The organism is Actinomyces ruminis (assembly GCF_002154335.2).
GTDB classification, from domain to species: Bacteria; Actinomycetota; Actinomycetes; order Actinomycetales; family Actinomycetaceae; genus Actinomyces; species Actinomyces ruminis.
Genome location: NZ_MTPX02000019.1, coordinates 38,568 through 64,499, shown reverse-complemented (window position 1 = coordinate 64,499; position 25,932 = coordinate 38,568). Strand labels below are relative to the sequence as shown.

Genomic DNA, 25,932 nt, shown 5'->3' with positions numbered 1-25,932 from the left:
GCTTCGGCGGAGCGGCTTTTCAGATGCGGCGGGTTATATGGGCTTTGCCGCCGGACGAGGCGGGCCGCGAGGGTTGGGGAACCCGATGACCGGTCCGGTTCGAGACCGCCCCGGGTACTAGGGAGCCCGGGCCGGGCGCTCCGGCGAAGGAGGGAGCTCCCCCGGATGTGGGAACCCGGGCGCGGAGCCCCTCACTGACGAAGGCCCTCGGGCCGGGTACGAACCCGGGCCCGGGGGCCTCGCCATATCCGGGTTATCGGCGCGAGCGTGGCGCTTTAGTGCGGCGTGTCGCGGGGGACGCGTCGCCGGCCTCGGCGATTTGGGCCGCGTTCCTTCAGTTGGGGGTTATCGGCGCGAGCGTGGCGCTTTAGTGCGGCGTGTCGCGGGGTGGCCCGCTGCCGACCTTCGCTGTTTGGACCGCTTGCCCCTGTTTGGACCGCGAAAGTCTATTTGGACCGCTATCCCCTGTTTGGACCGCCGTGGTGTGCCGCGTGGGCGGTCCAAACCGACGTAAGGGGTCCAAACCGACGTAAGGGGTCCAAACCGACGTAAGGGGTCCAAACCGACGTAAGGGGTCCAAACCGACGTAAGGGGTCCAAACTCGGGGAGCAGCGTCTATGCGCAGTCGAAGCAGGCCTGGAAGCAGGCCTGGCCGGGAGGGGAGGCAGGAGCAGGCGGCCCGGCATCAGACCACGCGGCGACCGAGGTTCGGCGAGCCGATGTTCGTCAGGTCAGGTGGTGTGTATCCGCCGCCGGGCGTGTAGTGGTGGTGGAGCCGGGCTTCCCTCTGATCAGGACCCGACAGATTGAGCAGAGCCCCGCCCACAGGGAACGTGTTCTTACGGCCTGCGCGTTCACCCGCGGACGTCAAGCACCGCCCCGGATTATCCCGCCAGACCACAACCACCCCGACCCTCCCACACCACACCAACCAAAACCCCGATCTAAAGCAACACGCTCACGCCGATAACTCTGAGAGTGCGTTTGAGGTGGTCCAACCGCACGCAGGGGCCAAACTCGGGACTAGTCAGCGATTCGATCACGCCAGCAGCCGGGACTCACCGCTCTGCGTAGCCGTGGATGACCGGTGCAAGTCGGCCCAACACATTGTTGATGCGCAGTGTTTCCAAATGCACGCTGGAGAATCCCGCTCGGTTGATCATGTCCGCCGTGTCCCGGCACGGATCGCATCCGTGATCGAGGAGGCGGGTGAGTGGGCTCGCAAGCCTCTGGATGCGGTGGGCAGTCGACCCGGGCGCGGCGGCAACATGCTCGTAGAACACCAACACGCCCCCGGGGCGAAGCACCCTGATGGTCTCGGTCAGTGTGAGTGCGGGGTCGGCCACCGAGCACAGCACGGTGGAACAAATGACGGCGTCGATGCTCGCATCCTCCAGCGGAATCCGCTCTGCGGGCGCTGTCAGCAACTGGGAGCCGGGCCTGGAGCGTACTGCGGCCGCCAGCCGACGTCCGGGAGAAGGCTCAAGCGCCAGCCAAGCAACTCCCGGATGCAGCAGTGCGGCGGACACTCCGCTGCCCGCACCGATGTCCAGGATCGTGCCCCTGAGTGTCGGCAGAACCTGCCGCCGCCATTGCTGCTGACCTGTCACAGGAGTGGAGGAGCGCTGCATACAGGGCATGCTATGTGCATACGCTCAATCCGCCAGGGTTACGGGCACGCTGATGCCTTCGACGTCGGCGGCGGCGATGCACTCGTGGATCGTATGTGCGATCTTGCGCAAGTGCGGAAGGGTGGCGCGCTCAACAGGCATGGTTACCGAGATCGCCAGCACCGGCTCCCCGGCCACGGCGATAGGAACCCCGACGCAGGCCAGGCTTGGACGGTCCTCCCCGATCTCGATGGCATAACCGTGGGAGCGCACCCGTTGCATCTCCTCGACCAACCGCCCGGGCAGCTGTTCGGCTGCCTCGGCGACCAGGCTAAGCCACATCTTCACCTCTGCCTCAGAGGGTTGGCGGGCCCCGAGAATGGCGCGTCCCATGGCCGTTGTTGCCACCGGGGCGCTCTGACCGATGCGCGACCAGACCCGCACCGGGCGATCCGGCTCCACCTTGTCCAGGTAGACGACGTCTCGCTCGAACAGGCGGCCCAGGTGGACCAGTTCGTGGGTCTTGTCGCAGATGGCCAGGAGTATTGGGTGCAACTTGGCGGCAGCCTGGTTCGTGCTTGTCCACCAGGTGGCCATGCGGCCGGTCATAGGCCCTAACCGGTAGCGGCCTGTTTCGTCCTGCTCCACCCAGCTGCGCTGCCGCAGCGTGACCAGGATGTGGTGCAGACTAGACTTGTTAATGCCTGTTTCATCTGCGAGCTGGCTAAGGGACACGCCGTCGGAATCCACGGTGAGCAGGTGCTCCACCACCCGAGCGCCTTGTCCACCGACGCAATCGTGGTGGTCCTGGCGGTTCTCCGGTTGCTTGACCGGGATGACGTCCGATCGGGAGAGGGCATGTGACTCCTTGCATGGCCGTGGACTAGTCGAGTGCCCGACCATTTGACGCGATGAAACGTAATGCCAGCTTACCGGCCCTCTGCTACTCGCGCGGGGCATTGCCGCACCGCGGTTCATTCCGAGGCGGTGAAGTCACCGAATGCTGTCTCAGGGTTGCTTGCCGATGTAGGCGAGGATGCCGCCATCGACGTACAGGATGTGTCCGTTGACGAAGTCGGAGGCGTGGGAAGCGAGGAAGACGGCGGGGCCGACCAGATCGCCTGGATTTCCCCATCGGGCGGCCGGCGTGCGGGTGACGATGAACTGGTCGAAGGGGTGCCGTGATCCATCGGCCTGGAGTTCGCGCAGCGGGGCGGTCTGCGGTGTGGCAATGTAGCCCGGCCCGATGCCGTTGCACTGGATGTTGTACTGACCGTACTCGGAGGCGATGTTGCGAGTAAGCATCTTTAACCCGCCCTTCGCGGCAGCATAGGCGGATACCGTCTCGCGGCCGAGTTCGGACATCATTGAGCAGATGTTGATGATTTTGCCGCCGCCTCGCTCGATCATCGATGGGATTACCGCTTTGGAGATGATGAATGGCCCATTCAGGTCAATATCTACCACTTGGCGGAACTCTGCGGCAGTCATGTGGGTCATGGGGATGCGTTTGATGATGCCAGCGTTGTTCACCAAGATGTCGATGGAGGCAACCTCGTCGGAGATACTCGCTACGGCCTCGGTTACGGCGTCCTCGTCAGTGACGTCGAAAACGTAGCCGTGCGCGTCGATCCCCTCCGCGGCATACGCCGCCAGGCCCCGGTCCACTGACTCTTGGGAGCGAGCGTTGAAGACGATGGTTGCGCCAGCGTCGGCGAGTGCCTTGGCGATGGCGAAACCGATGCCATAGACCGCGCCGGTTACGAGCGCCGTGCGCCCCTCGAGACTGAAAATCGAACCAGGCACAATAATACCGTCCTTCCTGTCTGCGGCTGTCAGCGGATCTCGGTGACGGGGTGTGTGTCCATGTCGTCGAAGAACTGGTTTTCCCCAGCCATTGCCCACACGAATGTATAGGCTGCGGTGCCGACTCCGCAATGCAGCGACCAAGACGGCGATATCACAGCCTGCCGGTCGGCGACAACCAGATGACGGGTTCGCTCAGGTTCACCCATGATGTGGAAGACACGCGCATCCTCGGGGATGTCAAAGTACAGGTAGCACTCGGTGCGCCGGTCGTGGGTATGGGCGGGCATGGTGTTCCACATAGATCCCTCATGTAGACGGGTGAATCCCATGACCACCTGGCAGGAGCGAATGCCACCCTCGTGGATATACTGGGTGAGTGTACGGCGGTTAGATGTCTTCTGATCGCCGAGCTCACGCACCGTGCCCTCGCCGGGAAGCACTAGCATGGTCGGGTAGTCCGCATGGGCGGGGGCGGAAAACAGGTAGAACTGCGCTCCGCGTTCCTGTTCGGCAGTGGCATCGGAGAAGACGACCTCGCGGGCGCCGCGCCCGATGTATAGGCAGGCGGTGGACGGCATCTGGTAGGTGGTCCCGTCGACGGTGACGACGCCGTCGCCCCCGATGTTGAGTACACCCATCTCGCGGCGCTGTAGAAAGAAGTCTGAACGCAACTCGTCAAAGGTGGGCAGCACCAGTTCGCCGCCCGCCGGTTCGGCACCGCCCAGAACGATCCGATCCTGGTGGGTGTAGATGGCCGTCACCTCACCGGGGATGAAGACCTTTTCGACCAGATATCGGTCGCGCAGGTCCTGAGTGTCAAAGCCGGGGATCTGCTCGGGATTGGTGGCGTAACGCTGTTCCATCGTGGATCTCTTCTCTGTGAGTAATAGCTGCCGGTCGGGTGAGTGCGGTCAATCTTCAGTAGTAGGTACGCAGGTACTCGGCCAGGCACAGTATGGCCATGGCCTGACCATAGGGCATAGAGGTGCGTGGGATGTCCCGGTAGAATTGAAGGTCGGGACCCATGCCGGTCCCGAATGACACCTGCATGAGTTCGCCGTCGTCGTTGATGTTGTCGACGATTGCGTGGATGGCACGTTCGGCGATCGGTGCGTAAGCAGTCTTGTCGAGGTAGCCGAGCCGTACGGCCTTGAGGATGCCGTAGGCGAAGCCGGCCGTGGCCGAGGCCTCCAGGTAGGAACCGGGGTCGTCCAGCAGCGTGTGCCACAGCCCGGACTCATCCTGCAGCGGGGCCAGGGCGGTGACCTGCGCCTGGAGTGTCTCGATCAGGAACCGGCGGACGGGATCGTCGGCGGGCCAGTCAACGAGTTGGAGGAAGTCCGGGATCACCATGGTGATCCACGAGTTACCCCGGGCCCAGCGGGCTTCGGCGAAGTTGTGGGCGCCGTCGAAGGTCCAGCCGTGGAACCACAACCCGGAACGTCGGTCGGTGAGGTAGTTGATGTGGGTGAGGAACTGGAAGGTCGCCTCTTTGACGTACTGTGGGCGGTTCAGGAGAAGACCTATACGGGTCAGGGGCATCACCGTCATCATGAGGGTGTCGTCCCACATCTGATGGTGATTCTCCTCAGCCAGTGTCATGTGCTGCATGCCTCCGCGCGGGGTTCGGGGCATCTCGCGCATGGCCCATTCGGCCCATGTCTCCAGCCACGGCAGGTAGGAGCGTCTGCCCGTCATGTCGTAGAGGTTGGCGAGCGTGAGAAAGGGTGCCATGGTGTTGACGTTCTTGGTGGTGCCCTCCGCCAGCCGGCTGTCGAACCACTTGGTGATGATGTCGAGCATGCGGGTCTCGCCCGTCTGCTCGTAATACTGCCACATGCCGTACAGCCCGATGCCGTGGGTCCATTCCCAGCCGGTGGCCCAACCCTTGGTGTCGATGACACGGCCATCATCAAGACGGAGCAGGAATTCGCCGGTCGGGTCTTCAATGTTGATGAGGTTATCGGTCAGGCGACCGATGAGTTCATGTAGTTGGGGACGGGAGATAAATCGCTCCGGCGCTCGCAGCAGTTCGGAGTGCTTGACCGGCCAGATCTTCTGTGCCATGGGTTATGCGCCTCCTTCAGTTCGTGGTTTCGAGCTCGGCTAACGTGCGCCCCCGGGTCTCGGCGGTCAGTGCCGTGGCCACGGCTGAGATCAGGCAGATGCCGAAGGTGGTGGCGCCGATCACCAGCGGGACGTTGGCGGTACCCGGAGGGGCGATTGAGGTGAATAGGGTGGGGAAGAAGGAGGCCAGCATGAGCCGATGTTCTGGGTGACGGCGAAACCAGTCACTCGGATGCGCATGGGGAACTGCTCCTGGAAGAAGGTGGCGAAGGTGGCGTTCCACATCTGGAAGCAGATGCCCTGCACGATGATCACCATGACGAAGACCATCACCAGGTGGTGAGACTGGACCGCCATGAGATATAGGCCGGACAGGGCGCCCCCGGCCAGTGTGCCCACGATCATGAATGTCTTGCGGCCGATCCGGTCCGATAGGGCGCCGAAGACCGGGATGGTGCACACGGCCACGATGTTCGCGATCAGGGTCACCCACAGCATGTCCGAGCTGGTGAAGCCGATGCCGTAGCCATCATTGGTGCCGTAGGAGACGCCAAAAACGAGCGTGGTCATGCCGATGACATTGGTGAAGATGATCAGAATGCAGCGCAGCGTCAGCAGCGGGTAACGGGTGACTAGCTCAATGACGGGGAAGCGGTCACGCACCGAGCGTTTCTCGTCGCGGCTTTGCAGGTAGGCAGGTGGCTCCTGGACGTGGCGGCGGATGAGGTAGCCGGCGAGGATCACTACCGCGCTGAGCAGGAATGGGATGCGCCAGCCCCAGGCGGCGAAGGTTTCATCGCCCAGGAACGCCGCCAGGGGTAACATGACGCCGGTGGCGAGGATGGAGCCGAACTGGGTGCCCTGAAGGCTGAAGGAGGCGAAGAAGCCGCGCTTCTCGTCCGGGGCGTGCTCGACAATCATTGCGCTGGCTCCACCCAGCTCACCGGCGACGGCGAATCCCTGCACCAGGCGCAAGCACACCAGCAGCAGCGGGGACAAGATGCCCACCTGCTGATAGGTGGGTAGCAGCCCCACTGCGAGGGTGGAGAAGCCCATGAGCAGCATTGCCCATACGAGCACCCGTTTGCGGCCGTGGCGGTCCCCCAGTGCTCCAAGGACGATCGCGCCCACGGGACGGGCTACGTAACCGACCGCATAGGTTGCGAGTGAAGCGATCAGTGCGGCGCTCGCATTGCCCTCGGGGAAGAAGACCGTTGGGAAGACCAGCGCCGCCGCCTGGGAGTACAGGGCGAAGTCGTAGTACTCCAATGCGCTTCCGATCCAGCCGCTCATTGCGGCCCGACGGGTGTTTATGCGGACTTCCTCGTCGTGCGCGGAGGACATGTCGACCGCGGTTTTCTTGGGGGCGTCCTGCCCCTGTGCAAGCCCCATTGCTCGCCTTTCGTCATCCAGATATGTTTCACATGGTGAACCATGCGTCTCACCATGCTAACTGTACTCTTGGGGCATGAGTCGGTCAATAGCGCCCCACCCTGTGTATTCGGCTTGGTGACGGGTAGATGGCCTAATTGTCTCTCCCAAGGTTTCCCATCTCGACTGTCAGGTTTCGTAGCATGAACAGGGTTGTGCGGCTCAGCCCTCCGCGCGGCCCTGGCGCCAGTAGCCCATGAAGGCCACCGTCCGCCGGTCCAGGCCCCGCTCGGCCACCAGGTGGTGGCGCAGCGCGCACACGGCTCCCGCCTCGCCGGCCAGCCATGCGTATACGTCGGCCCGCTTGAGCGCCGCGCCGCCGCGGGCGGTGCGTGGCACCTCCCACAGCAATTCGCGGTCGACGTCGACCTCTTCGATCTGCTGCGGGACACCCTCCGGAATGAGCTCGGCCGCCGCCCGCCTCACGCCCGCCACGAGCCGCTCGCCGTATGGGCGCTCCGCGCGTGCCAGCGCCCGTACCTCAATGCCCGGGTGCGCGGGTAGGTAGGCGGCATCGGCTGCGGTGGGCAACTCGACCACCGCAATGCCCCGCGCGGATGTGGGCAGCTGCTCCAGAATCCTGGCGATCGCCGGGGCCGCCGTCTCATCCCCACCGATCAGGAACCGGCCGGTGACGGCCGGTGGCACGAAGTCCACCCCTCCCGGCCTCATCCCGGTCGGCTGCTTGCTCAGCCAGGTGCGCGAGGGCCCCAGCAGTACCGCGGACGCACCCGGGCGGGCGCTCTCCAGCCAGCGGGAGGCCGGGCCCAGCGGGGCGTGCACCACCATGTCCACATCGACCTCCGAGCCGGCTCTTACGGCGCGCGTGGTGTAGGTGCGCAGCACCGGGCGCCGGCCCGCAGGCAGGGCGCGCCACCGCTCGTACCAGTCCGCCCCTGTGGGCAGGTGCGCATAGCCCCCGTCCGCGGCCGGCAGCACCAGCTTGATCCGCTGGTCCCAGCCCGGATCGGCGAAGTCGTCCAGCTCATCCCCGATGAAGGTCACCCGCCGCAGATGCGGGGTGACGTCCTCCACCCGCTCCACGCGCACCGGAAAGAACCGGAACGGGGCCGGAGCCTCCGCAGTGCTCACGGCGTCGTCCCCGCGGTCGACCCGACCACGTGGTGGCGCCCCTTGGGCAGCACCAGCGGAGTACCGGAGACCGGATCGGTGATCACCTCGGCCTGCAGGTCGAACACCTCCCGCATCAGTCCCGGGCTGACCACCTGCCCCGGTGCCCCCGCGGCCACCACCTGTCCGTCGCGCATGGCGATGATGTGATCGGCGTAGCGGGCGGCCAGGTTGATGTCGTGCAGCACCATGACGATGGTGGTGCCGCGCTCCCGGTTCAGGTCGGTGAGCAGGTCCAGCACCTCCACCTGGTGGGTCAGGTCCAGGAAGGTGGTCGGCTCATCCAGCAGCAGCACATCGGTGCGCTGCGCCAGCGCCATGGCGATCCACACCCGCTGCCGCTGCCCGCCCGACAGCTCGTCCACGCTCCGGTCGGCCAGCTGGGCGGTGCGAGTGGCCACGAGTGCCTCCTCCACAATGCGCCGGTCTGCGGCGGAGGTGGCGCGGAACAGGCCCTGGTGCGGGTGCCGGGCCCTGCCCACCAGGTCGGCGACCACGATCCCCTCCGGCGCGACCGGCTGTTGCGGCAGCAGCCCGAGCCGGGTGGCCAGGCGCTTGGTGGGCAGGGCGGACACCTCCTCGCCGTCGAGTAGGACCGATCCGGACATCGGCGCCAGAATCCGCGCCATGGTCTTCAGCAGCGTCGACTTCCCGCAGGCATTCGCCCCCACGATCACCGTGATGGCGCCCGTGGGGAGGTTCAGGTCGACGCCGTCGACGACGGTGCGGCGCCCGTACCCGGAGCGCAGTTCCCGCGTGGCCAGGGCGCGCGGCACCGCCCGGTCCATTGCTTCCGCATCCGCTGTACTCATGCGGAGACCCCTTCCCGGTTGAGACGGACCAGTTGTGCCAGCAGATACGGGGCGCCGACGATCCCGGTGACCACCCCGACCGGCAGCGCCGTCGGGAACAGGTGCTGGCCGGCCAGGTCCGCGCCGAGCACGATCGCGGCACCCATCAGCGCCGACGGCGCCAGCAGGGACCGGTCGCTGCGCCCCACCAGGCGGGCTGTGATCGGCCCAGCCAGGAAGGCCACGAAGGCGATCGGCCCGGTCGCCGCCGTCGCGAATGCCGCCAGTGCCACCATCGCCAGCAGGAGCAGCAGGCGGGTGCGGTCGACGGCGACCCCCAGGCCGGCGGCCGCCTCCTCGCCCAGCGACAGGGTGGTCAGGTCCCGGCCCAGGGCCAGCAGCACCCCGCCCAGGACGACGACGGCGCCGCCCAGCAGCGGCACCTGCCCCCAGCTTGCGTCCGCCAGCGACCCCGACAGCCAGCGCATGGCGTCGGCGACGTTGTAGATGGAGGCCTTCAGCTGCAGGTAGGAGATCAGTGAGGAGAACATGGCGGAGATGCCGATGCCGATCAGGATCAGGCGCCCGCCCTGCATGCGGCCCGCCCCCGACAGCAGGTAGATGACCAGCGCCGTGCCCAGGCCGCACCCCAGCGCCAGCAGGTTCACGCGCATGCCGGACCAGCCGAGCACCAGGATCGCGAACACCGCGGCCGTCGAGGCGCCGGAGGTGATGCCGATGATGTCCGGGCTGGCCAGCTGATTGCGCAGCATCGTCTGGCAGGTGCGTCCCGCCATGCCGAAGGCCAGGCCCGCCAGCAGGCCCACCAGGGCGCGCGGGAGCCGCAGCTGCCCGACGGCGAAGGAGGCGCCCGGCACGTCGTGTCCCGCGATCACGGCAAGCACCTCGGCGGGGGAGTACCAGGTCGATCCGGACAGCACCAGCGCCCACCACAGCGTCATCACCAGCAGCGCCAGTGCCGCCGTGACGGTGAGGTAGCGGCGGCGACGACGTCGTCGGCCCGGTTCGGTAAAGCCCGGCCGCGGTTCGGCCGAGGCGGAGCCGGGGGCGGACGGGTGCGGAAGACGCGCGGCCACGGTGCTCACAGCTCACGCACCTTCGCGCCACGGGCAATCGCAATGAGCACCGGGGCGCCCACGAAGGCGGTGACCACTCCGACGCCGACTTCCCCGGGGCGGGCGATCACTCGTCCGAGCACATCCGCGAAGGTCAGCAGCGCCGCCCCTCCAAGCGCCGACAGCGGCAGCAGCCAGCGGTTGTCCGGGCCCACCAGCATGCGCACGGCGTGCGGCACCATCAACCCGACGAAGCCGATGGGGCCGGCCAGCGCCGTCGTCGTCGCGCAGGCGATCACCCCGGCGGCCGCGGCCAGCAGGCGGGTGCGGCCCACCCTGACCCCCAGGCCCACGGCCATCTCCTCGCCCAGTGCCAGGGAGTTCAGCGGCCGGGCGACGGCGGCGGCCAGGGCGGCGGCGGCCAGCAGGAATGGGGCGGTGGTGGACAGCGATGCCCAGGTGCCCCGGCCCAGTGACCCTACCTGCCAGAAGCGGAAGTCGGTCAGCCCCTCGGCGCGCGGCAGCATGATCGCGCTGATCAGGGAGGACAGGGCCGCGCTCGTGGCCACCCCCGCCAGCGCCAGCTTCACCGGCGTCGCGCCGCCGGGACCGAGCGAGCCGATCGCGTACACGGCCACGGCGGTGACGGCCGCACCGGCCATGGCCACCCACAGGTACTCCCACAGGGAGGAGATGTGCGCGAAGGCAATCGCGCTGACGATCGCCAGCGACGCCCCGGTGTTGATGCCGAGGATGCCCGGGTCCGCGATCGGGTTGCGGGTGACGGCCTGCATGAGGGCCCCCGAGACGCCCAGGGCCGCCCCCGCGATCAGGGCGGTGGCGGTGCGTGGGATCCGCTCGGCCACCGCCAGCGCGCCGAGGGTGTCGCCGTGTCCGGCCAGCCCGTCCAGGATCTCCTCTACGCCGACCGTCCGGGCGCCGAAGGCGATCGAGCAGCCGACGGCGAGTGCCAGCAGGCCGAGGACGACGACAAGCGCGAGCAGCGGACGACGCGGGCGCGCGCCCGGGCGGGCCGCCGTCGTCCCGCACGGCCTGGAGGGCTCGGGTGGCGCGAGTGCGGGTCCGCCGGAGCTGGTCGGCGGGGCCGGGGAGGAGCGAACGGTCACGGGTGGCTGCTCAGGCGGAGGCAGCGTCCGCCTTGTCGGCGGCGGTGGCGATGAGGGAGACGTACCGGTCGATGCCCCACGGGATGGACAGCGGGCCGGGGTTGGTGGAGGCCGACAGCGGCGTGCCGTTGCCGACGAATGCCACCGCGCCGTTCTTGATGGCCGGGATGGTGCCCACCAGCGGGTCGGCCTGAAGGGCGGCCAGGTCGGACTCCTCCCCATACATGACCATTACGTCCACGTCGTCCACCTGGTCGGCGTTCTCACTGGAGAGGTCGCTGTAGAAGATCTCCGGGTCGGCGTCGGAGACGGCCTGCACGGAGGCGGGGATGGTCATGCCCAGGTCGGTCATGAAGGCGGTGCGCGGATCGGCGGTGGTGTAGAAACCAATCGTGGAGGTGTCGGACTCGCTCATGTAGAAGAAGGCGGCCGACTTGCCTGCAAGCTGCGGGTACTGGGCGACGGCGTCGGCGATCTGGCGCTCCAGGTCGGTAATGAGGTCCTCACCCTGCGCGGCCAGGCCCATCGCCTGGGAGTCCAGGCGGATCATGTCCCGCCACTGGGTTCCCCAGGGGACCCCGGGGTAGGCGATGGTGGGGGCGATCTTCGTGAGCGTGTCGTAGTCCTCCTGGCTGAGCCCGGAGTAGGCGGCCAGGATTACGTCCGGCGCGGTCTCGGCAATGGCCTCGAAGTCGTAGCCGTCGGTGTCGTCGAACAGGACCGGCTGGGCGGCGCCTGCGGCCACCAGCTCGTCGACCTTCTGCTTGGTCCACTCCAGCATGCCGGAGTCGTCCGCGACGCCCCAGGTCTGTCGGGACAGGCCGGCGGGCATGACGTCCAGGGCCAGGGCGACGTCGTGATTGCCCCAGGCGATTGCGGTGAAGCGGGCGGCGCCAGCGGGAATGGTGGTGGTGCCGAAGGCGTGCTCGACGGTGATCTCCTCCGTCGTGGTCTGCGCGGCGACGCTTGCGCTCGCGGCGTCGGAGGCGCCGGTCTTGGCGGAGGAGCCGGCGCCACAGGCGGCCAGCAGCGCGCCGGCGGGGACGGCCAGGCCGGCCAGCAGGAAGGACTTGCGGGAGACGGTCACGGCGGTTTCGCTCTCGGTAGCAGTTGAGTGAACGGCCAACACATTAGTTGAGGTGAGGCTGACCTCATAGGTCAGGGTGCGTGTAATGCCCCACTCCGAGTCCTGCCGGTCGAGTCGCCCAGTTCGCGGGCGTGATCACCTAGGTTTGTTCCAGGGGCGGATACCGCCGCCACTCAATCTGTGACGCGAAGGAGCGCATATGAGCCAGCAGAACTGCAACGCCCCCGACGCGAACGCCGCAATCGACCCCCGCGAGGCGGAGGTGCGCCGTCGCATGGCCGCCCAGGAGCTGTACCTGGACGAGGGGCCGGGCTTGGAGGGGCTGACCGAGCAACGCATCCGCGGCAAGGAGCTCGCCGCCGAGTACAACGCCACCTCCCCGCGGGACGCCGCCGGGCGCCGCCGCCTGCTGGAGGAGATCTTCGGCGAGGTCGGCGATGGCGTGTGGGTGGAGCCGCCGCTGCACGTCGCCTACGGCATCCACACGCGCATCGGCTCCCCCTTCTATGCCAACGCTGGACTCCAACTCATCGATGACTCTCCGGTGAGCATCGGCAACCGGGTGATGTTCGGCCCGCGCGTCATGATCTCCACCGCCGGGCACCCCATCCACCCTGAGGCCCGCGACCACGGCCAGCAGTTCTCCGCGCCGGTGGTGATCGAGGATGACGTGTGGATCGGTGGGAACGTGACGATCCTGCCTGGCGTGACCATCGGCCGCGGCTCGGTTATTGCCGCTGGCGCCGTCGTCAACGCCAATGTTCCGCCGATGGTGGTGGTGGGCGGAGTGCCGGCACGAGTGCTGCGCGAGATCACCGACGCCGACCGCGACTGGTCCTACCGGGCTCCGCGCACCCTGCCCGTGCCCGGGAGACAGGCCGACGACGGCGCCTGAGTAGGCGCGCTACGAGGCGCCGCCGTGCTGCCTGCTCCCCTCGCCAACCGGTCAACGTGGCTTCCGTGTCGGCCGGGCCTGGTTGGACCGTGTTGTGCGTGCGCTTGGGCTGCCTTAGACGCACTCTCAGGCGGTCCAACCGCCGGAACGCGGTCCAAGTGAGGGAACGCGGTCCAAGTAGGGGCCGACCCCGTCCCGGTTCGAGCGTTCCATCCACCGAGGCCCGTCGAGGTCCGTCGACGTCTGGCATCGGTCCACACAAGACACCCCTGCCCCCATCACGTCCACGCCGCCATCGGGCAACTTGCCCGCTCACCCCTTGGGGGAGAACCACTTCTTCCGGCACGGGGTGTGGCGCGAGGGGCGGTTAGCGTGCCGGTGTTGGAGCCGACCGTCGGTGTGATCGGCGCACCCACTCCGCGGCCGGGGCGGCGGCCTGCCCAGTGGTGTTGTTCGGGCTCTTGTGGTGGGTCTGCACACTTGAGAAGTGGGCGCTGTGGTGGATTCCGCGGAATTGTGCGGATTCGGGCCGCGAAAGCACTTCCGCATACTTCCAGGGGAAAACGAGGATCAGCTGAGCCTGCTCGGAGACCCTTGGGTGCAGACCGCCGCTAGTGCCCAGACACGCAGCGCCGATTGCGCCGGCACCACTGCCATCGCTGGCTGATGCCAGGCACACGCGTTTTGCTCTCACGTACGACTTCTGCTCTCACGTACGGGTTTTGGAGCTATCCGATTGCCAGACCCGGGGAAACCTCTAAAACGCGTACGTGTGGCGGGAACGCGTCCGTCAGAGACGAGCTCGTACGCCTGAGGGCCGGACGCCCGCCTACGCACCCGCCGCGAACAGGCGGGTCGGCGTAGGGCAGGTCGCTAGAGCGGTTCGGGACCGAGGTAGCCGGTTCCGCGTCAGTCCTGGCGGGCGAGGTCGGCGGCGCCGATCAGCCCGGCCTCCTGACCCGAGGTGGAGATGACGATCGGGATCTCGGGACGGTGGGCGCGGGCGGTCAGGTGCTCGGCGAAGCTGGCGCGCACCGGGTCCAGCAGGATGTCGCCGGCCTCGGTCAGGCCGCCGGTGAGCACGATGACCTCGGGGTCGAGGACGGCGCACAGGTCCGCCAGCCCCAGGCCGAGTGCGCTGCCCAGGCGGGCGTAGCACTCCAGGGCGGCCGGATCGCCCTCGCGGGCGGCGGCGGTGACGGCCTTGCCGGAGATCTTGTTCTGGTCACCTCCGGACAGCTCGATGATGCGGGCGGCGTAGTCGGGCTGGAACTTCGCCAGCTCCCAGCCATTGACGCCCAGCGCCGTGCCGGACCCGTAGCGCTCCAAGCAGCCGCGCTGGCCGCAGCCGCAGGGGCGACCGTCCGGGACGACGTTGATGTGGCCGATCTCGGCGGCGAAGCCGGCGGCGCCACGCACGAGGTGACCGTCGATGATGACGGCGCCCCCGACACCGGTTCCGAGCGTCACCACGAGGACGTTCCGAGCGCCCTTGCCGCCGCCGAAGCGGGCCTCGGCCCAGCCGGCCGCATTGGCGTCGTTCTCAACCACGACCTTCTTGCCGGTGCGCGCGGCGATCTCGTCGGCGATGCGGGCGCCGGTCCAGTCGAGGTTGGTGCCGTAGACCATGGTGTTGCGGTCGGAGGAGGTGAATCCGGCCGCGCCCACGCCGATGGACTCGACGTCGTACTGCGCGGCGAGCTCGTTCGCGAGGTCGGCGATGGTGGCGAAGATGGACTCGCGGTTGGTGGCGGGGGAGTCGCGCCTGGCGGTGGCCAGCACGTTGCCCTCCTCATCGACCACGCCCGCAGCGATCTTCGTTCCACCCACATCGACGCCGATGCTCAGTGCCATGGCTGTTCTCCTGGTTCCCTCAGATTCCTGTATGTCTTCAAATCACCCGCCGCACGAGGCGTCGGCGCCCCTGCTCCTTACCGGCTCATGCCGGTACGCGGAGATCTATGGGCCTATTGTGGCAGGCGCCATGGGGCTGGCCAACCGCCTTCCGTGGCAACATCGGCCCGCCCCGGGCGCAAGCCTTACGCCGAGGTCCGTCGAAAAGGTGGGACGTCTGCGGGCAGGCAGGTCCTCACTCTGCGATGGCGGCTTGTTCGAGGATGGTGTTGCGCATGTAGTCCACGGGCGTGTAGCCGGAGACGTAGGCATCGTTGATGATGAAGAAGGGCGTACCGGTGATGCCGAGGTCGTAGGCGTGCTGCTTGGCGTCCTGAACCGCCTGCACGGTGTCGGCGGCGGTCATGTCGGCGCGGAACTGATCGAGATCGGGCACGCCCGCCTGCTTTGCCAGGGCGACCAGGGAGTCCTCGGTGTACTCGGGGTGTTCGGTCGGGTCGGTGGCGGCGTACACGGCGTCGTGGAACTCCCAGAACTTGCCCTGATTACTGGCGGCGATTCCAGCCTGTGCCGCCAGGGGGGACGTCTCGGTGATCTGGCGAGGTCGCGCCACTCCACGCGCAGGGTGCCGTTCTCAACCAGGTCCTCCAGCGCCGGGTCCACCTCCTGCGCGAACTTGGTGCAGTACGGGCAGGCGAAGTCGGAGTAGATGACCATCACCACCGGGGCGTCAACGTCGCCCTTGGCCTGGGCGTCGTTGGGGTCACGCTTGACTTCGCCGTGCAGAACCTCCAGCAGCCCGGCATCGGTTTGTGAGGGCGCGGAGGTCTGAGCCGTCGTCGGCTGTGACGTTTCGGTCGTCGGAGCCGCTGCGGTCGTCGGCGCATCGCTGCCGGACTGACCGGGTCGCACCGCCAGGATGATCGCAATCACTGCGAGCAGGATGGCAATCACTGCGAGCAGGACGACGACGATCGGATTGCTGCGGGAAGCGTTCCGCTGGCCTGGTGCGGTGCTACCGGTGGGTGAGGTCATGGGGACAGTCTCTCAGAGCCGCCGCCGACGCTGCTCGCGGCTGGGTCCTTCAGCCGGCCGCGTTAGGCGGCATCTCGGTAAAGGGTACGGCCGGCTCGGCGTCGTCGGCCGCCACCATATCGGCCGGCCTCGGCGGGATGGTCAGGAACCGGAGCTGTCAGCGGAGTCGTCGGAGGCGAAGCGTCGCATCATGTCGGTCAGGCTGGTGCCGGTCAGCGAGCGCATGACGGCGTCGAGCTGCTCCACATTGCCGGCCACCGCCTTGGGCAGTGCGGAGGCGCCCTCGGTGGAGATGATCGACATGTCCTTGACGCTGCCCAGTGGTTCGGCCAGAGCGCGGGCGATCTCCGGCGCCTTGTCCAGGATCATCTGCTGGGTGGCGGCGCGCCCGTACTTGGCCAGGGCATCGGCCTTGTCACTCATGGCCTTAGCCTCGGCCTCACCGGCGGCGCGCACGGCCTCGGCCTCGGCGCGACCGCGGGCGGCGATGCCTCGGCCTCCGCCTGCGCCTGGCGGCGGTGGCGCGGGCCTGCGCCTCGGCGCGGGCGACGGTGGCCTGCGCCTGTGCCTCGGCGTCCAGGCGGGTGCGCTCGGCCTCGGCCTCGGCACGGCGGATCGACTCGGCCTTGGCGGCCTCGGCCTCTTGCTCACGCTGGTAGCGGGCGGCGTCGGCGGGCTTGCGGACCGTGGAGTCCAACTCGCGCTCGGTCAGGGCTGCCTTGGCCTCGGCGGCCTCCTGCTCGATGACGGCGATCTCCCGCTTCTTGGCGGCGCGGGCCAGCGGTCCGGCGGAGTCGGCCTCCGCCTGCGCCTTGTCGGTCTCGGCCTTCAGCTGGGCCTGCCGCAGCGCTAGGTCGCGCTCGCGCTCGGCGATCTGCTGACGGGAGGACACTTCGGCGTCCTTGGCCTCCCGCTCGGCGTTGGCGCGAGCCACGCGGCGTCCTTCTCAACCCGCTGCTGTTCGGGCACACCCAGGGAGTCGATGTAGCCGGAGGCGTCGGTGATCTCGGAGATCTGCAGCACGTCGATCTCCAGGCCCATGTTGGCCATGACCGACTTGGCGTCGTCGAACACGTTCTGCTGGAGGGCGTCGCGGTCGGAGATGAGGTCGGTGACCGTCATGTGGCCGATGATGGAGCGCAGCGAGCCGATCAGGCGTCACGGGAGGAGTCGGCGATCGCCCGGTCCGTGTTCGGCTTGCCGAGGAACCGCTTGGCAGCGGCCCGCACCTGCTGGTCGGAGTCGCCGACCTTCACGGCGGCGACGGCGGAGACGGAGACGTTGATCTTGTTCTGATCCTCGGCGGTCACCTGGAAGCCGATGGTGTTCTGGGTGAAGGGCAGGTACTGGATCGACTGGATGATCGGCAGAACGAAGTCGCGCCCACCGGGGCGGATGATCTTGACCTCACCGTTGCGCGTGGATCCGGAGACCAGGCCGGTCAGGTTGGAGGGCACGACTACGACCCGGGAGAGCATGTAGGCGCCCAGCAAGAGCGCCAGGACGACGACGGCGATGATGGCGTAGAGCATTCGCGTTCCTTGCGAGGTAGTGGGATTAACGGAGTATTGCCGGCCGGGCTAATCGGCTGGTGCGGGCGGTTGTTCTGGGTGCTGCATGGGAGCCTCGGATGAATCGATGCGGCCGACGATGAGCGTGTCATCCGCGGTCGCGTCCACCACCCAGGCGACGGCGCCTCCTCGCAGGAGGTCGTCGGAGCGGGCGGGCAGGGTGAGCTGGTGCCCGCGGGAGGTAGCCATAACCTCGCCGCGGCCGTTCTTCCACCACAGCACCCGCACCTCGCTGCCGACCAGTTCCCCGGCGGTCAGCGGGATGGCGTTGCGCGGCATGGAGCGGCGCAGTCGTACCCACACGGCGCGGGTAACCACCCCGGCGACGACGGCGAAACCCAGTGGTACTCCGACCAGCACCGGCGTCGTCAGCCGCTCGCCGGCCAGCGCCTGCACCCCCATTCCGACGGCGCCGAACACGCCCAGTGCGCAGGCCAGTACCGGCAGGGAGCCGTCGAACAGCAGATCGTCCAGACCGTCGAACAGGCCGTCGAGCAGGAGCGAGAGCGCCAGGGCGCCGCAGCCGAGAACGGCGCACCACATGAATAGGGACATGTTCTCCTCTCCGGGCCGGACCGGCCGCTCGATTGCCGCATTGCTTGCACCCAGATTGTTACATGCTGGGCGACCGCGGGGAATGGTCGTCCCACGAGCCGGGCGGTTCGGAGATGGGGACTTCTGCCCATCATGCCGCGCCGGGCTCTCAGGAGATCCGCCTCGCCACCTGGTAGCCGCCGGTGTCCAGCACCAGTTCGTATACGGCTCCGGTGTGCGACTGACTGGTCGCCCAGGAGGCCGCGTCAGTAGGCGGGTTCCCGCCCCAGGCGGAGGACTGGGAGTCCACGACTACGTAGTCGGTGTCGACCTGGGAGGTGCCCACCCAATAGACGGTGTGGTCCGGGACCAGGTAGGCGAGCAGTCCCAGGTCGGTCTCCACGCTGGCCCCGTCCGGGATCGCGTCGATGACTGCGGCGGCGGCCGGTGCGCGTTCCGAGGCGGTACCGAAGCCGGGCTGGGTCAGGCTCCACAGCGGTAAGTCGCGGACCGTGCCCACTCCGGCGGCCAGCGGGACGACGACGCCGAGCGCCACCGTCCAGCGCGCCCACACGGGCACGGCCAGCCAGCCCGACGCCGAGGCCGGATCCGCCGAGGTGCGGCGCGTCTTGAGCCGGGCGACGACGTCGAGCAGCGCTCCCAGCGCAATCGGCATTAACACCGCGTTGTAATGCCAGTTCTGCCAGCCCCAGTAGAACTCGTTGCCGGACAGGAAGCGCCAGGCGAGGGTCGGCAGTACCAGGGCCATCCAGGGGGAGGCCAGGCCGATCCCACCGGCGGTGTACACCAGCATGCCCAGGGTGGCGATCTTGACCTCGGGCGAGAATAGGCGGCTCAGCAGGCCGGCGGAGGTGCCGTCGTCGGACAGGCCGTACTCCCAGGTGCCCGAGGGGCTCAGCGCCGGCAGGAACACCAGCACGGTGAGCAGGAAGGCCAGCAGGCCGAACAGGGCGACGACCAGGCCGAGGCGGGTGGTGCTCAGGCGGCGCCACCAGCCCGGGCCGTGGCGGGCCGGCTGCTGCGGTGCCCCCTGCTGGCCGCGCAGGGCAATGGCCAGACCCGCCATGAATACGGTCAGGCCCAGATCCTCCTTGACCAGCACGAGCGGCGCCAGCCACCATGCGCAGCTGCGCCAGCGTTGCTCGACGAAGGCAGCCGAAGCCCACGCCAGCAGCGGCACGGCGAAGGCGATCTCGTGGAACTGGGCGGCTACCGCCCCCTGAAAGCCCCAAGACAGCACGTAGAACAGTCCGAGCAGGGCGGCCACCGGGCGGGACAGCAGGCGGGTCGCCAGCCGGGTGAGCGGCCAGGCGGAGACGGCGAGCAGCAAGTCCTGCACCACCAGCAGGGCCAGCGGGGTGGGGAAGAGTCGCCACACCGGGCCCAGCAGCACCAGCAGCGGGTGGAAGTGGTCCCCCAGCAGGTTGTAGCCCTCACCCTTGATGGGGACGATCGGTGCCTGCAGGCGTGAATATGCCTTGGCCAGCTCGGAGAAGATCGCCAGGTCCCAACTGGGCACCTGCATGGATCGCCACTGGCCGACCGAGTAGACGATCATGGCGGTGGCGCCGACGGTCACGGCCAGCGCCGCCGGCAGCCGGTCGAACAGCCACGGGGAGGAGCGGTGGAACCTGTGCGCCGGAGCGCGGTCAGGGCGGGTGTCGGCGGAGGTCATCAGTGGGAGCCTACCGAGCGACAGGCCGGGTGCGGCGCGATCAACCGGCCGTAGGGGGAGTCGACCGGGGTTTGGGGTCGCCTACCGGCCGGCTTGCTATGGCGAGAGATGACGACGCGCGGCACCGGGTCAGATCCGGTCCGCGCCGTCGTCGAGAGTGGAAACTGGGGTCACCTCCAGCGTCCCCACCCCAGGAAGTAGACGAGGGGGTTGAACAGAGCGTGTCCGGTGAAGATGCTCACGACTATATCCTTCTGCTAGCTGGATCGTTGCGAGTCTCGCAACGCACAAACCCATACTCGTCTGGTTTTTGGGTGACGGTATCGTCCAACTGGCTAGGCCGATCGGCGGATATCTCAGATCAGGCCGGCGCGCAGGGCGTAGACGACCGCGCCGACGCGATCCTGTACCCCGAGTTTCGCGATCAGGGTGGACACATGCGTCTTTATGGTCGCATCGCTTACGCCCAGGGCGCGCGCAATCTGCCTATTGGTCTTCGCCTCGGCCATGAGGGTGAGTACCTCTAGTTCCCGGGGTGACAGCGTGACCCCCGAGGGCAGTGCCTGCGCGGTGCTTTGTGCACTCTGTGGTGCCTGCGCGGGCGGATTTGGAGTGGTGCTCTCCCGCGTGGGCTTGCCCGTGACCATGGTGGAGGAGGTGGGCGACAGCACCATATTGCCGGCGGCCACGTGCCTGATGGTGGCGGCCAGAGTCTCGACGGGGTCTTCCTTGGCGATGAATCCGCGCACTCCGGCGGCGAGGGCCCGATCCACCACGGAGTCGGCCACGAAGGTGGTGAGCACGAGGGTGGCGATTTCGGGGCGTTCGCGTTGCAGCACCTTGGCCAGGGCGATGCCGTCCAGGCGCGGCATTTGCACGTCCAGTAGCAGCACCTGTACGTCCGCGTCGGGCCCGTCGGAACGCAGAATATCGAGGGCCTCCTGCCCGTCGCGGGCGGCCCAGTTCACCTGTATGTCGCCAATGCTTTCGGTGGTAAGCAGGTCAGTGAGCGTGCGCCGCACGAGCGCGTCGTCGTCGACGATACCGACGTGAATCATGGTTGCTCCTCCGGTGGCAGGAGAATACCGCTGCGGTACTCGGCGACGGGAACAATCGCGGTGATCATCCAGGAGCCATTGTCGGACAGGGTGGTCAGCGTTCCGCCGATGGCGGCGAGTCGCTCGCGCATGCCCAGGATGCCGGTGCCCGATCGGGGGAGGTGTGCTCCGGTGTCGCGCACGCGGTTGGTGGATACGAGGCGGATCAGTTCGGGGCCCAGTGAGAGCGTGATGGTGACCGGGGCGCCGGAGTCGGCGTGGCGGATGATATTGGCGCCCATCTCCCGAGCCACTCGGGACAGGGTGCTGGCCTGGATGCGGGTGGGTACGGCGTCGCCCAGGTGGCGGTAGGTGACTGCGAAGCCGGCGGCGGATACATCGGCACTGACGGCACCCACGGCGGTGCTGAGGTCGGTGACCACGCTGCCCAGGCCCGTGGCCGTGGAGACGGGCTGCTCCCGGATGGAGGACGGCTGGCGCAGGGTGCGCAGGAGCAAACGTAACTCGTGAAGCGCATCGGAGGCGGTGGCTTCCAGGGCAGCGAATTCGTCGCGGGCCTGTTGCGGGTAGGAGGTGTCGGCGGCCGCCCGCTGGGCCCGCAGGGCGGTCTGGGACATGGAGTAGGCCACCAGGTCGTGCATCTCCCGGGCGATCTCCAGCCGCATCTCCTCCGACTGCGCATCGGCCTGTTTGGCGTCGGCCAGGCGCGAGGCCTCAATGAAGCGCACTAGGGCTCCGAGTGGGACCAGGAGGCGCCCATGAGCATCGTGTACCACAGCGTGCCCAGATCGGCTGCCGCGTCAGTGGCGGTGGCGCCCGGGCTGGTTAACAGGATGGTGTTGGTGAGAACCGTCACGAGCAGCAGCAGGAGCGATGGCCCCGGCCGCAGAAACCTGCCCAGGAAGAAGAGGAACGCTAGATGGCTGATGCTCATGTCGGTGGCGTACGGCCCGGGAAGAATCAGCAGGCTGCACCAGCACATGAGGTAGGCGATGATTCCCGGCATCGGTCGCAGGGGGATGAGAATGATCAGTGCGAGGGCCGCCAGCATGAAGACGATGTCGATCGGCTCTAGTGCGCCGCGGTTCGTCGCCACATTGCCGACGAGGTTCCCGAGCCCGACGATCGCCCCGATGACCACGTATACGCGGCGGTTGGGCAGGGGTTCAGCGGGGCGCAGGAGGGTCTCGCGCGCGCGTGCGGCCAGCGAGGCGAAGACATCGCTCGGCACCGGCAGGCACTCCTTTCGGTATGACCCTGTTTCTCGGGTCACTCCGGTCATGGAGGGAGTGACTCATCGGAAGCCAGGAATAGTGATCTCGACGTTAGCCGTCGGTGACGTGTGCTGCTGGCGATTCCGAAGTGAGACTAACGTGGGATTAAGCACGTAGGTTGTACCGGGACGCCGGTCATGTTCAGTGGCGCCGGCCATTCCTGGAGTCGTCGGAGTCGTTGGCAAAAGAGACGGCCAGCCTACCGATGGATGCCACCAGAACCACGATGGCGATGAGCCACAGCCAGGGCGTTTGCGCACAGGCGGCAAGGGCGCTCAGCGTGATGCCCACGAGCAGAAGGGACCAACCGGTGGCGCGGGCAGTGGACATATGGACTCCTGGGGATACGGGGTGGGTGGGAGGGAAGTACCGCGTACGGGCCGGTGGGACCGACACGTACGGTCAGCGGGGACGATAGTTCGCCGCGGGCGGCCAGGCGAGTGGACCGATTCCTTGGGTCAGAGATGGCCGTTAGCCAGGAGCGCTCCCCACGGGCCGTAGGGGAGCTCCAGATGGCGGATGCGGGCCAGCTCGGCCAGTACCGCGTATCGGCCGTATACCCATGCGAGCGCGGTGGCCAATACTGCGATGACACCGCAGGTGATGGCAACCTGCAGGGGGTTCAGGAGTTGGTTCTCGATGACGAGCAGTAAGGCTCCCACGACTGCGCAAGCGCCGGCGGCGGTGATGGTTTGGATGATCGCCCTGAGGGTGTCCAGCAGCCCGGCGTCGGTGATGGTGCCACCCATCGCGGCTCGGGCCATCAGGAAGTTCCGGTAGCGATGGCGGGACACCAGGGATACGACGAAGCCGGTGATAAGGCTGCCGGCGATGGCAGTAAGAATCTCTATGGTCATCAGGGGCTCCTTCGGCATGCCATTGACGCAAGCATTGTCGCGTCGTAACTCGGGTGCATCCCCCGAAAGGCGGATCCAATCGGGGGATAGTGTCGCCGTCAGTTACAGGTCGCCGTGCTTCTGCAGGCGCTGCAGGCTCAGCCAGCCGACGGGGATCGGGATCCAGAAGGTGACCAGGCGGTAGACGATCGCCGTCGACAGGGCCACCCCGCTGGGCACGCTCGCCGTGACCAGACCGGCGGTCAGTGCCAACTCCACGGGACCGATGCCGCCGGGGGAGGGGACCACCGAGCCGACCGTGTTGGCCGCCAGGTAGGTAATCGCCAGTACCGAGAAGGGCAGGGTGTGCCCGAAGGCCCACAGGCTCGCCCCGAAGGACAGGATGTAGCTCAAGCTCAGCAACAGCGTGCCGCCCACGCCCAGCGCCAGCCGCCCCGGGTTGGACATGACCCACACCAACCGCGGCCACACCTGCCGGTAGGTCGGTTCAATCTTCTCCCACAACCAGGTGCGCACCTTGGGAATGAATAGAGCGATGGCGACGACGGCGACCAGGCTGACGGCGATCACCAGCACCCAACCGCTGGGCAGGGTCAGGCTGGTGGACTGGCCGGTGGTGGCGGCCACGATAATGAGCAGGACCACGGTGACGACGAACTGGACCACCTGCACCAGAGCCACGGTGGCCACGCCGACCGCCGTCGGCACGCCCTTGCGGGACAGGAAACGCAGGTTGATGGCGGCCCCTCCCACACCCGCGGGTGCGACCAGGGAGACCACGGAGGAGGCCAGGTGCACCTCGGTGGACTTCCACAGCGGTAGCTTCACCGGGCTGAACGCCACCAGGGCCAGCCCCGCACCGACGTAGGTGGCCAGTGAGAACACCAGCGCCCCGAGGATCCACCAGACATTCGCCCCCGTAACCGCGTCGGTGATCTGCTCGATGTTCATGCGGGCCAGCAGCGTCCACAGGGCCACCAGGCCGACAATCGCCATGATGACAGTGCGCGGGGAGAAGCGGTTCAGCTTGGCCGGCTCCGCGTGCGCCGTGGGGGTCAGGTCCACCAAGGCGTCGCGCAACTCCTGCAGCACCTTGCCGCGTCGTCCCATGGCCTCCCGGGTGGCGGCCGGCAGCACTACCCGTTGCAACATGGGGGCTATGGAGGCCAGTTGCTGGGTGCTCAGCGAACCGGAGGCGGTGACGATGGCCCGATCGACGTCGGTGAGCGATGCGGTCAGTGCCAGTGCCTGGGCCAGGTCGACTCGCCGCGACAGCTCCGAGGAGATCGTCTCTCCGGAGTCCCAGCCGAGCAGCCACACGGCACCGGCGTCGTCGACGACGACGGTGGCCGAGTCGATCTCTCGGTGCGCCAGCCCGGCCATGTGAGCGCGGCTGATCTGGTCCCACAGGTCGGTCAGTACGTCGTCGTCGACCTCCTCCAGGTCGGCAAGGGCGCGTGCGCCGGAGATGTGATCGGTGACCAGCAGCACGGACTCGTCGGCCTCGGCCATGCCCACCAGGGCGGGCGTGCGCACGCCCGCGCGGCCGGCCTCCAGGGTCATTAGGGCGGCGTGCTCGGCGGCCGAGCGCACCGACAGGTCCCGCTCTGGCGACAGCCCCTTGACGCGCACCCGGTCCCAGAGGGTGGACAGAAAGCCCGCCACCTGGCGGTCGGCGTCCAGGACGGTGACGTCGCGACGCACGCCCGCGGCGTCCCAGACCGCGTACAGGCGGTGAGCGGACAGGCGTCCCTCGGTGAGTGCAGCGGAGGACGCCTCGGCCAGGACGGCCGCCAGGTCGACGTCGTCGGCGGGCGTGATGGTGGAGGTGTCCTCCGACGGGACCGGGGCCGGCGGTTCGGGAGTGTGCGGCTCCGTGGCCGCGGCGTCCGAGGCGGGGGCGTCGTCGACGGGGGTGTCGGCGGCCTCGTCCAGGGCGGTGGGGGTGGTCAGGGGGGTCTCGCGGACGCGCTCGGTGTAGCCCAGTGGCGCCTCGGTCTCGACCATCCAGGCGCGGGCGTCGGGGGCGCGGTCCATGCGCACCACCCGGACGGCGTCGATGCCGGCGCGGCGCAGCGCACGCACCAGGCGACGCCGTGGGCGCGGGTGTCGTCGACGCCAAAGGCATAGCGCACGGCCAGCCCCGGCAGGCGTCCCAGCAGGATGGAGATGACGGCGCCCGGTAGCGTGATGGCGCCACGCAGGACGGCCAGGCCCACCACGATCCACACGGCGGTCCAGCTGTAGCGGATCACCGTGGAGGAGCGGCGCTCGCCGGCGCCCGTGAGCAGTCCCGCCAGGGTGGCAAAGACGGTGGAGATGCCGACCCGGGCCGTCCCGGAGGCGGTCACGGTCAGGCCGGAGCTAGGATCGCCGGTCCCCACGCGTCCAGCGCGTGCAGGCTCAGCCACGCCAGGGCGAAGCCGCCTGCTCCCGCCAGCAGAGCCTGGCCCGCGGCATGCCAGGAACGGCGCAGCAGGTTGTGCATGATCACGGCTACCGGCACGGTGAAGGTGATCAGACCCTCAATGGCCTGCAGCGGGAAGACCAGGATGCGTCGCAGCACGACCGCTAGCGCGTTCTGCACGTCTTGAGTAACGCCGGTGGTGGTGGCGTGAGCGTAGGCCGCCAGGATGATCATGAAGACCAGTCCAAGTGCGACCACCACCAGGTCGAGCAGGTCTTCGGCTCGGCGCAGGCGGCGTTCGGGGGCATCAACCAGCAGCGTCCTGGAACGGGGGACGGCCGGCGTGGCGGCCTCGTGGGCGGTCTGCGCGGACTTGTCGGCCACGGGAGCGAGGCCGATGCGCGGAATACCTACCGGCGACGTCGCTGGGCGCGTTCCGGGTTCTCCGGGGGCGGGACATCAGTCATGTCGGTGTCAACCTGTAGGCCTGCTGGTGCGAACATGCCCCGATCGGGGCGCCACGAGCGTACCAGGCGAACCCTGAAATACTGCGGAATGCCCCTTGGGAGCCGGCCGGGAAATGGCTGGTCGGGAGCCAGTTGCGAGCTCTGGTGGGCGGGCT

At 67.9% G+C, this 25,932-nt stretch carries 24 protein-coding genes and 2 pseudogenes; 1 reads left to right on the top strand and 25 read right to left on the bottom strand.

The window, feature by feature from the left end; genetic code table 11:
- Positions 1–1,058: 1,058 nt before the first annotated feature.
- From BW737_RS02755 to BW737_RS02705, 11 genes are all read right to left on the bottom strand, one after another.
- Entirely contained in the window at positions 1,059–1,631 is a 573-nt protein-coding gene (locus BW737_RS02755) for a class I SAM-dependent methyltransferase (RefSeq protein ID WP_180272021.1), read from the bottom strand.
- 24 nt (positions 1,632–1,655) lie between these two features.
- Positions 1,656–2,381 (bottom strand): IclR family transcriptional regulator, encoded by a 726-nt coding sequence (locus BW737_RS02750; RefSeq protein WP_180272020.1) that lies wholly within the window; start codon positions 2,379–2,381, stop codon positions 1,656–1,658.
- A gap of 237 nt (positions 2,382–2,618) precedes the next feature.
- On the bottom strand, positions 2,619–3,416 hold the full coding sequence (locus BW737_RS02745) for a gluconate 5-dehydrogenase (protein ID WP_257210404.1): 798 nt from the start codon (positions 3,414–3,416) through the stop codon (positions 2,619–2,621).
- Positions 3,417–3,445: 29 nt separating this feature from the next.
- Positions 3,446–4,282 carry a 5-dehydro-4-deoxy-D-glucuronate isomerase gene (kduI, locus tag BW737_RS02740; protein ID WP_086614578.1) on the bottom strand — a complete coding sequence of 279 codons (837 nt, stop codon included), beginning with the start codon at positions 4,280–4,282 and terminating at the stop codon, positions 3,446–3,448.
- A 55-nt stretch (positions 4,283–4,337) separates the two neighbouring features.
- On the bottom strand, positions 4,338–5,486 hold the full coding sequence (gene bglB, locus BW737_RS02735) for a beta-galactosidase BglB (RefSeq protein ID WP_086614579.1): 1,149 nt from the start codon (positions 5,484–5,486) through the stop codon (positions 4,338–4,340).
- Positions 5,487–5,606: 120 nt separating this feature from the next.
- Positions 5,607–6,878 carry an MFS transporter gene (locus BW737_RS02730; RefSeq protein WP_218961755.1) on the bottom strand — a complete coding sequence of 424 codons (1,272 nt, stop codon included), beginning with the start codon at positions 6,876–6,878 and terminating at the stop codon, positions 5,607–5,609.
- 201 nt (positions 6,879–7,079) lie between these two features.
- Positions 7,080–8,009: a siderophore-interacting protein gene (locus BW737_RS02725; RefSeq protein ID WP_086614580.1), complete on the bottom strand. Its 930-nt coding sequence runs from the start codon at positions 8,007–8,009 to the stop codon at positions 7,080–7,082.
- Positions 8,006–8,860 carry an ABC transporter ATP-binding protein gene (locus BW737_RS02720; protein ID WP_257210403.1) on the bottom strand — a complete coding sequence of 285 codons (855 nt, stop codon included), beginning with the start codon at positions 8,858–8,860 and terminating at the stop codon, positions 8,006–8,008. The genes BW737_RS02725 and BW737_RS02720 overlap by 4 nt, the downstream gene beginning before the upstream one ends.
- The gene (locus BW737_RS02715) at positions 8,857–9,945 is read right to left on the bottom strand and encodes a FecCD family ABC transporter permease (RefSeq protein ID WP_257210402.1); all 1,089 of its coding nucleotides are present in this window, start codon (positions 9,943–9,945) and stop codon (positions 8,857–8,859) included. Before BW737_RS02715 ends, BW737_RS02720 begins: the two co-directional genes overlap by 4 nt.
- The gene (locus BW737_RS02710) at positions 9,942–11,042 is read right to left on the bottom strand and encodes a FecCD family ABC transporter permease (protein WP_180272019.1); all 1,101 of its coding nucleotides are present in this window, start codon (positions 11,040–11,042) and stop codon (positions 9,942–9,944) included. Before BW737_RS02710 ends, BW737_RS02715 begins: the two co-directional genes overlap by 4 nt.
- Positions 11,043–11,052: 10 nt before the next feature.
- Positions 11,053–12,129, bottom strand: a complete 1,077-nt coding sequence (locus tag BW737_RS02705; RefSeq protein WP_086614618.1) for an ABC transporter substrate-binding protein — start codon at positions 12,127–12,129, stop codon at positions 11,053–11,055.
- A 199-nt stretch (positions 12,130–12,328) separates the two neighbouring features.
- Between BW737_RS02705 and BW737_RS02700 the strand changes: the two genes are divergently transcribed.
- Positions 12,329–13,024, top strand: coding sequence for a sugar O-acetyltransferase (locus BW737_RS02700; protein ID WP_086614582.1), 696 nt, complete (start codon positions 12,329–12,331; stop codon positions 13,022–13,024).
- A gap of 909 nt (positions 13,025–13,933) precedes the next feature.
- Here BW737_RS02700 and BW737_RS02695 read toward each other — a convergent pair.
- The 14 genes and pseudogenes from BW737_RS02695 to BW737_RS02650 all read right to left on the bottom strand — a co-directional run bounded on the left by BW737_RS02695 (position 13,934) and on the right by BW737_RS02650 (position 25,718).
- Complete coding sequence (locus BW737_RS02695) at positions 13,934–14,878, bottom strand: ROK family glucokinase (RefSeq protein WP_086614583.1); 945 nt, start codon at positions 14,876–14,878, stop codon at positions 13,934–13,936.
- Between the two features lie 235 nt (positions 14,879–15,113).
- Positions 15,114–15,595 (bottom strand): annotated as a pseudogene (locus BW737_RS19315) (DsbA family protein).
- A 459-nt stretch (positions 15,596–16,054) separates the two neighbouring features.
- Positions 16,055–16,369 (bottom strand): flotillin domain-containing protein, encoded by a 315-nt coding sequence (locus tag BW737_RS17515; RefSeq protein WP_257210401.1) that lies wholly within the window; start codon positions 16,367–16,369, stop codon positions 16,055–16,057.
- Positions 16,353–16,847 carry a flotillin family protein gene (locus tag BW737_RS17510; RefSeq protein WP_257210400.1) on the bottom strand — a complete coding sequence of 165 codons (495 nt, stop codon included), beginning with the start codon at positions 16,845–16,847 and terminating at the stop codon, positions 16,353–16,355. Before BW737_RS17510 ends, BW737_RS17515 begins: the two co-directional genes overlap by 17 nt.
- Entirely contained in the window at positions 16,763–17,035 is a 273-nt protein-coding gene (locus tag BW737_RS17505) for a flotillin family protein (protein ID WP_257210399.1), read from the bottom strand. The genes BW737_RS17510 and BW737_RS17505 overlap by 85 nt, the downstream gene beginning before the upstream one ends.
- A 29-nt stretch (positions 17,036–17,064) precedes the next feature.
- A complete protein-coding gene (locus tag BW737_RS17500; RefSeq protein ID WP_257210398.1) occupies positions 17,065–17,445 on the bottom strand; it encodes an SPFH domain-containing protein in 381 nt (126 codons plus the stop codon).
- Positions 17,446–17,493: 48 nt separating this feature from the next.
- Positions 17,494–18,039: a nodulation protein NfeD gene (locus tag BW737_RS02680; protein WP_086614584.1), complete on the bottom strand. Its 546-nt coding sequence runs from the start codon at positions 18,037–18,039 to the stop codon at positions 17,494–17,496.
- A gap of 148 nt (positions 18,040–18,187) precedes the next feature.
- Positions 18,188–19,714, bottom strand: coding sequence for a DUF2079 domain-containing protein (locus tag BW737_RS02675; protein WP_086614585.1), 1,527 nt, complete (start codon positions 19,712–19,714; stop codon positions 18,188–18,190).
- A gap of 356 nt (positions 19,715–20,070) precedes the next feature.
- On the bottom strand, positions 20,071–20,772 hold the full coding sequence (locus BW737_RS02670; protein ID WP_086614586.1) for a response regulator transcription factor: 702 nt from the start codon (positions 20,770–20,772) through the stop codon (positions 20,071–20,073).
- Positions 20,769–21,500, bottom strand: a complete 732-nt coding sequence (locus BW737_RS17495) for a sensor histidine kinase (protein WP_257210397.1) — start codon at positions 21,498–21,500, stop codon at positions 20,769–20,771. Before BW737_RS17495 ends, BW737_RS02670 begins: the two co-directional genes overlap by 4 nt.
- Entirely contained in the window at positions 21,500–22,003 is a 504-nt protein-coding gene (locus BW737_RS17490; RefSeq protein WP_257210396.1) for a hypothetical protein, read from the bottom strand. Before BW737_RS17490 ends, BW737_RS17495 begins: the two co-directional genes overlap by 1 nt.
- A gap of 184 nt (positions 22,004–22,187) precedes the next feature.
- Positions 22,188–22,376 (bottom strand): hypothetical protein, encoded by a 189-nt coding sequence (locus tag BW737_RS02660; RefSeq protein ID WP_086614587.1) that lies wholly within the window; start codon positions 22,374–22,376, stop codon positions 22,188–22,190.
- A 128-nt stretch (positions 22,377–22,504) separates the two neighbouring features.
- A complete protein-coding gene (locus BW737_RS02655) occupies positions 22,505–22,903 on the bottom strand; it encodes a hypothetical protein (RefSeq protein ID WP_086614588.1) in 399 nt (132 codons plus the stop codon).
- Between the two features lie 102 nt (positions 22,904–23,005).
- Positions 23,006–25,718: pseudogene (locus BW737_RS02650) on the bottom strand (lysylphosphatidylglycerol synthase domain-containing protein).
- Between the last annotated feature and the right edge of the window lie 214 nt (positions 25,719–25,932).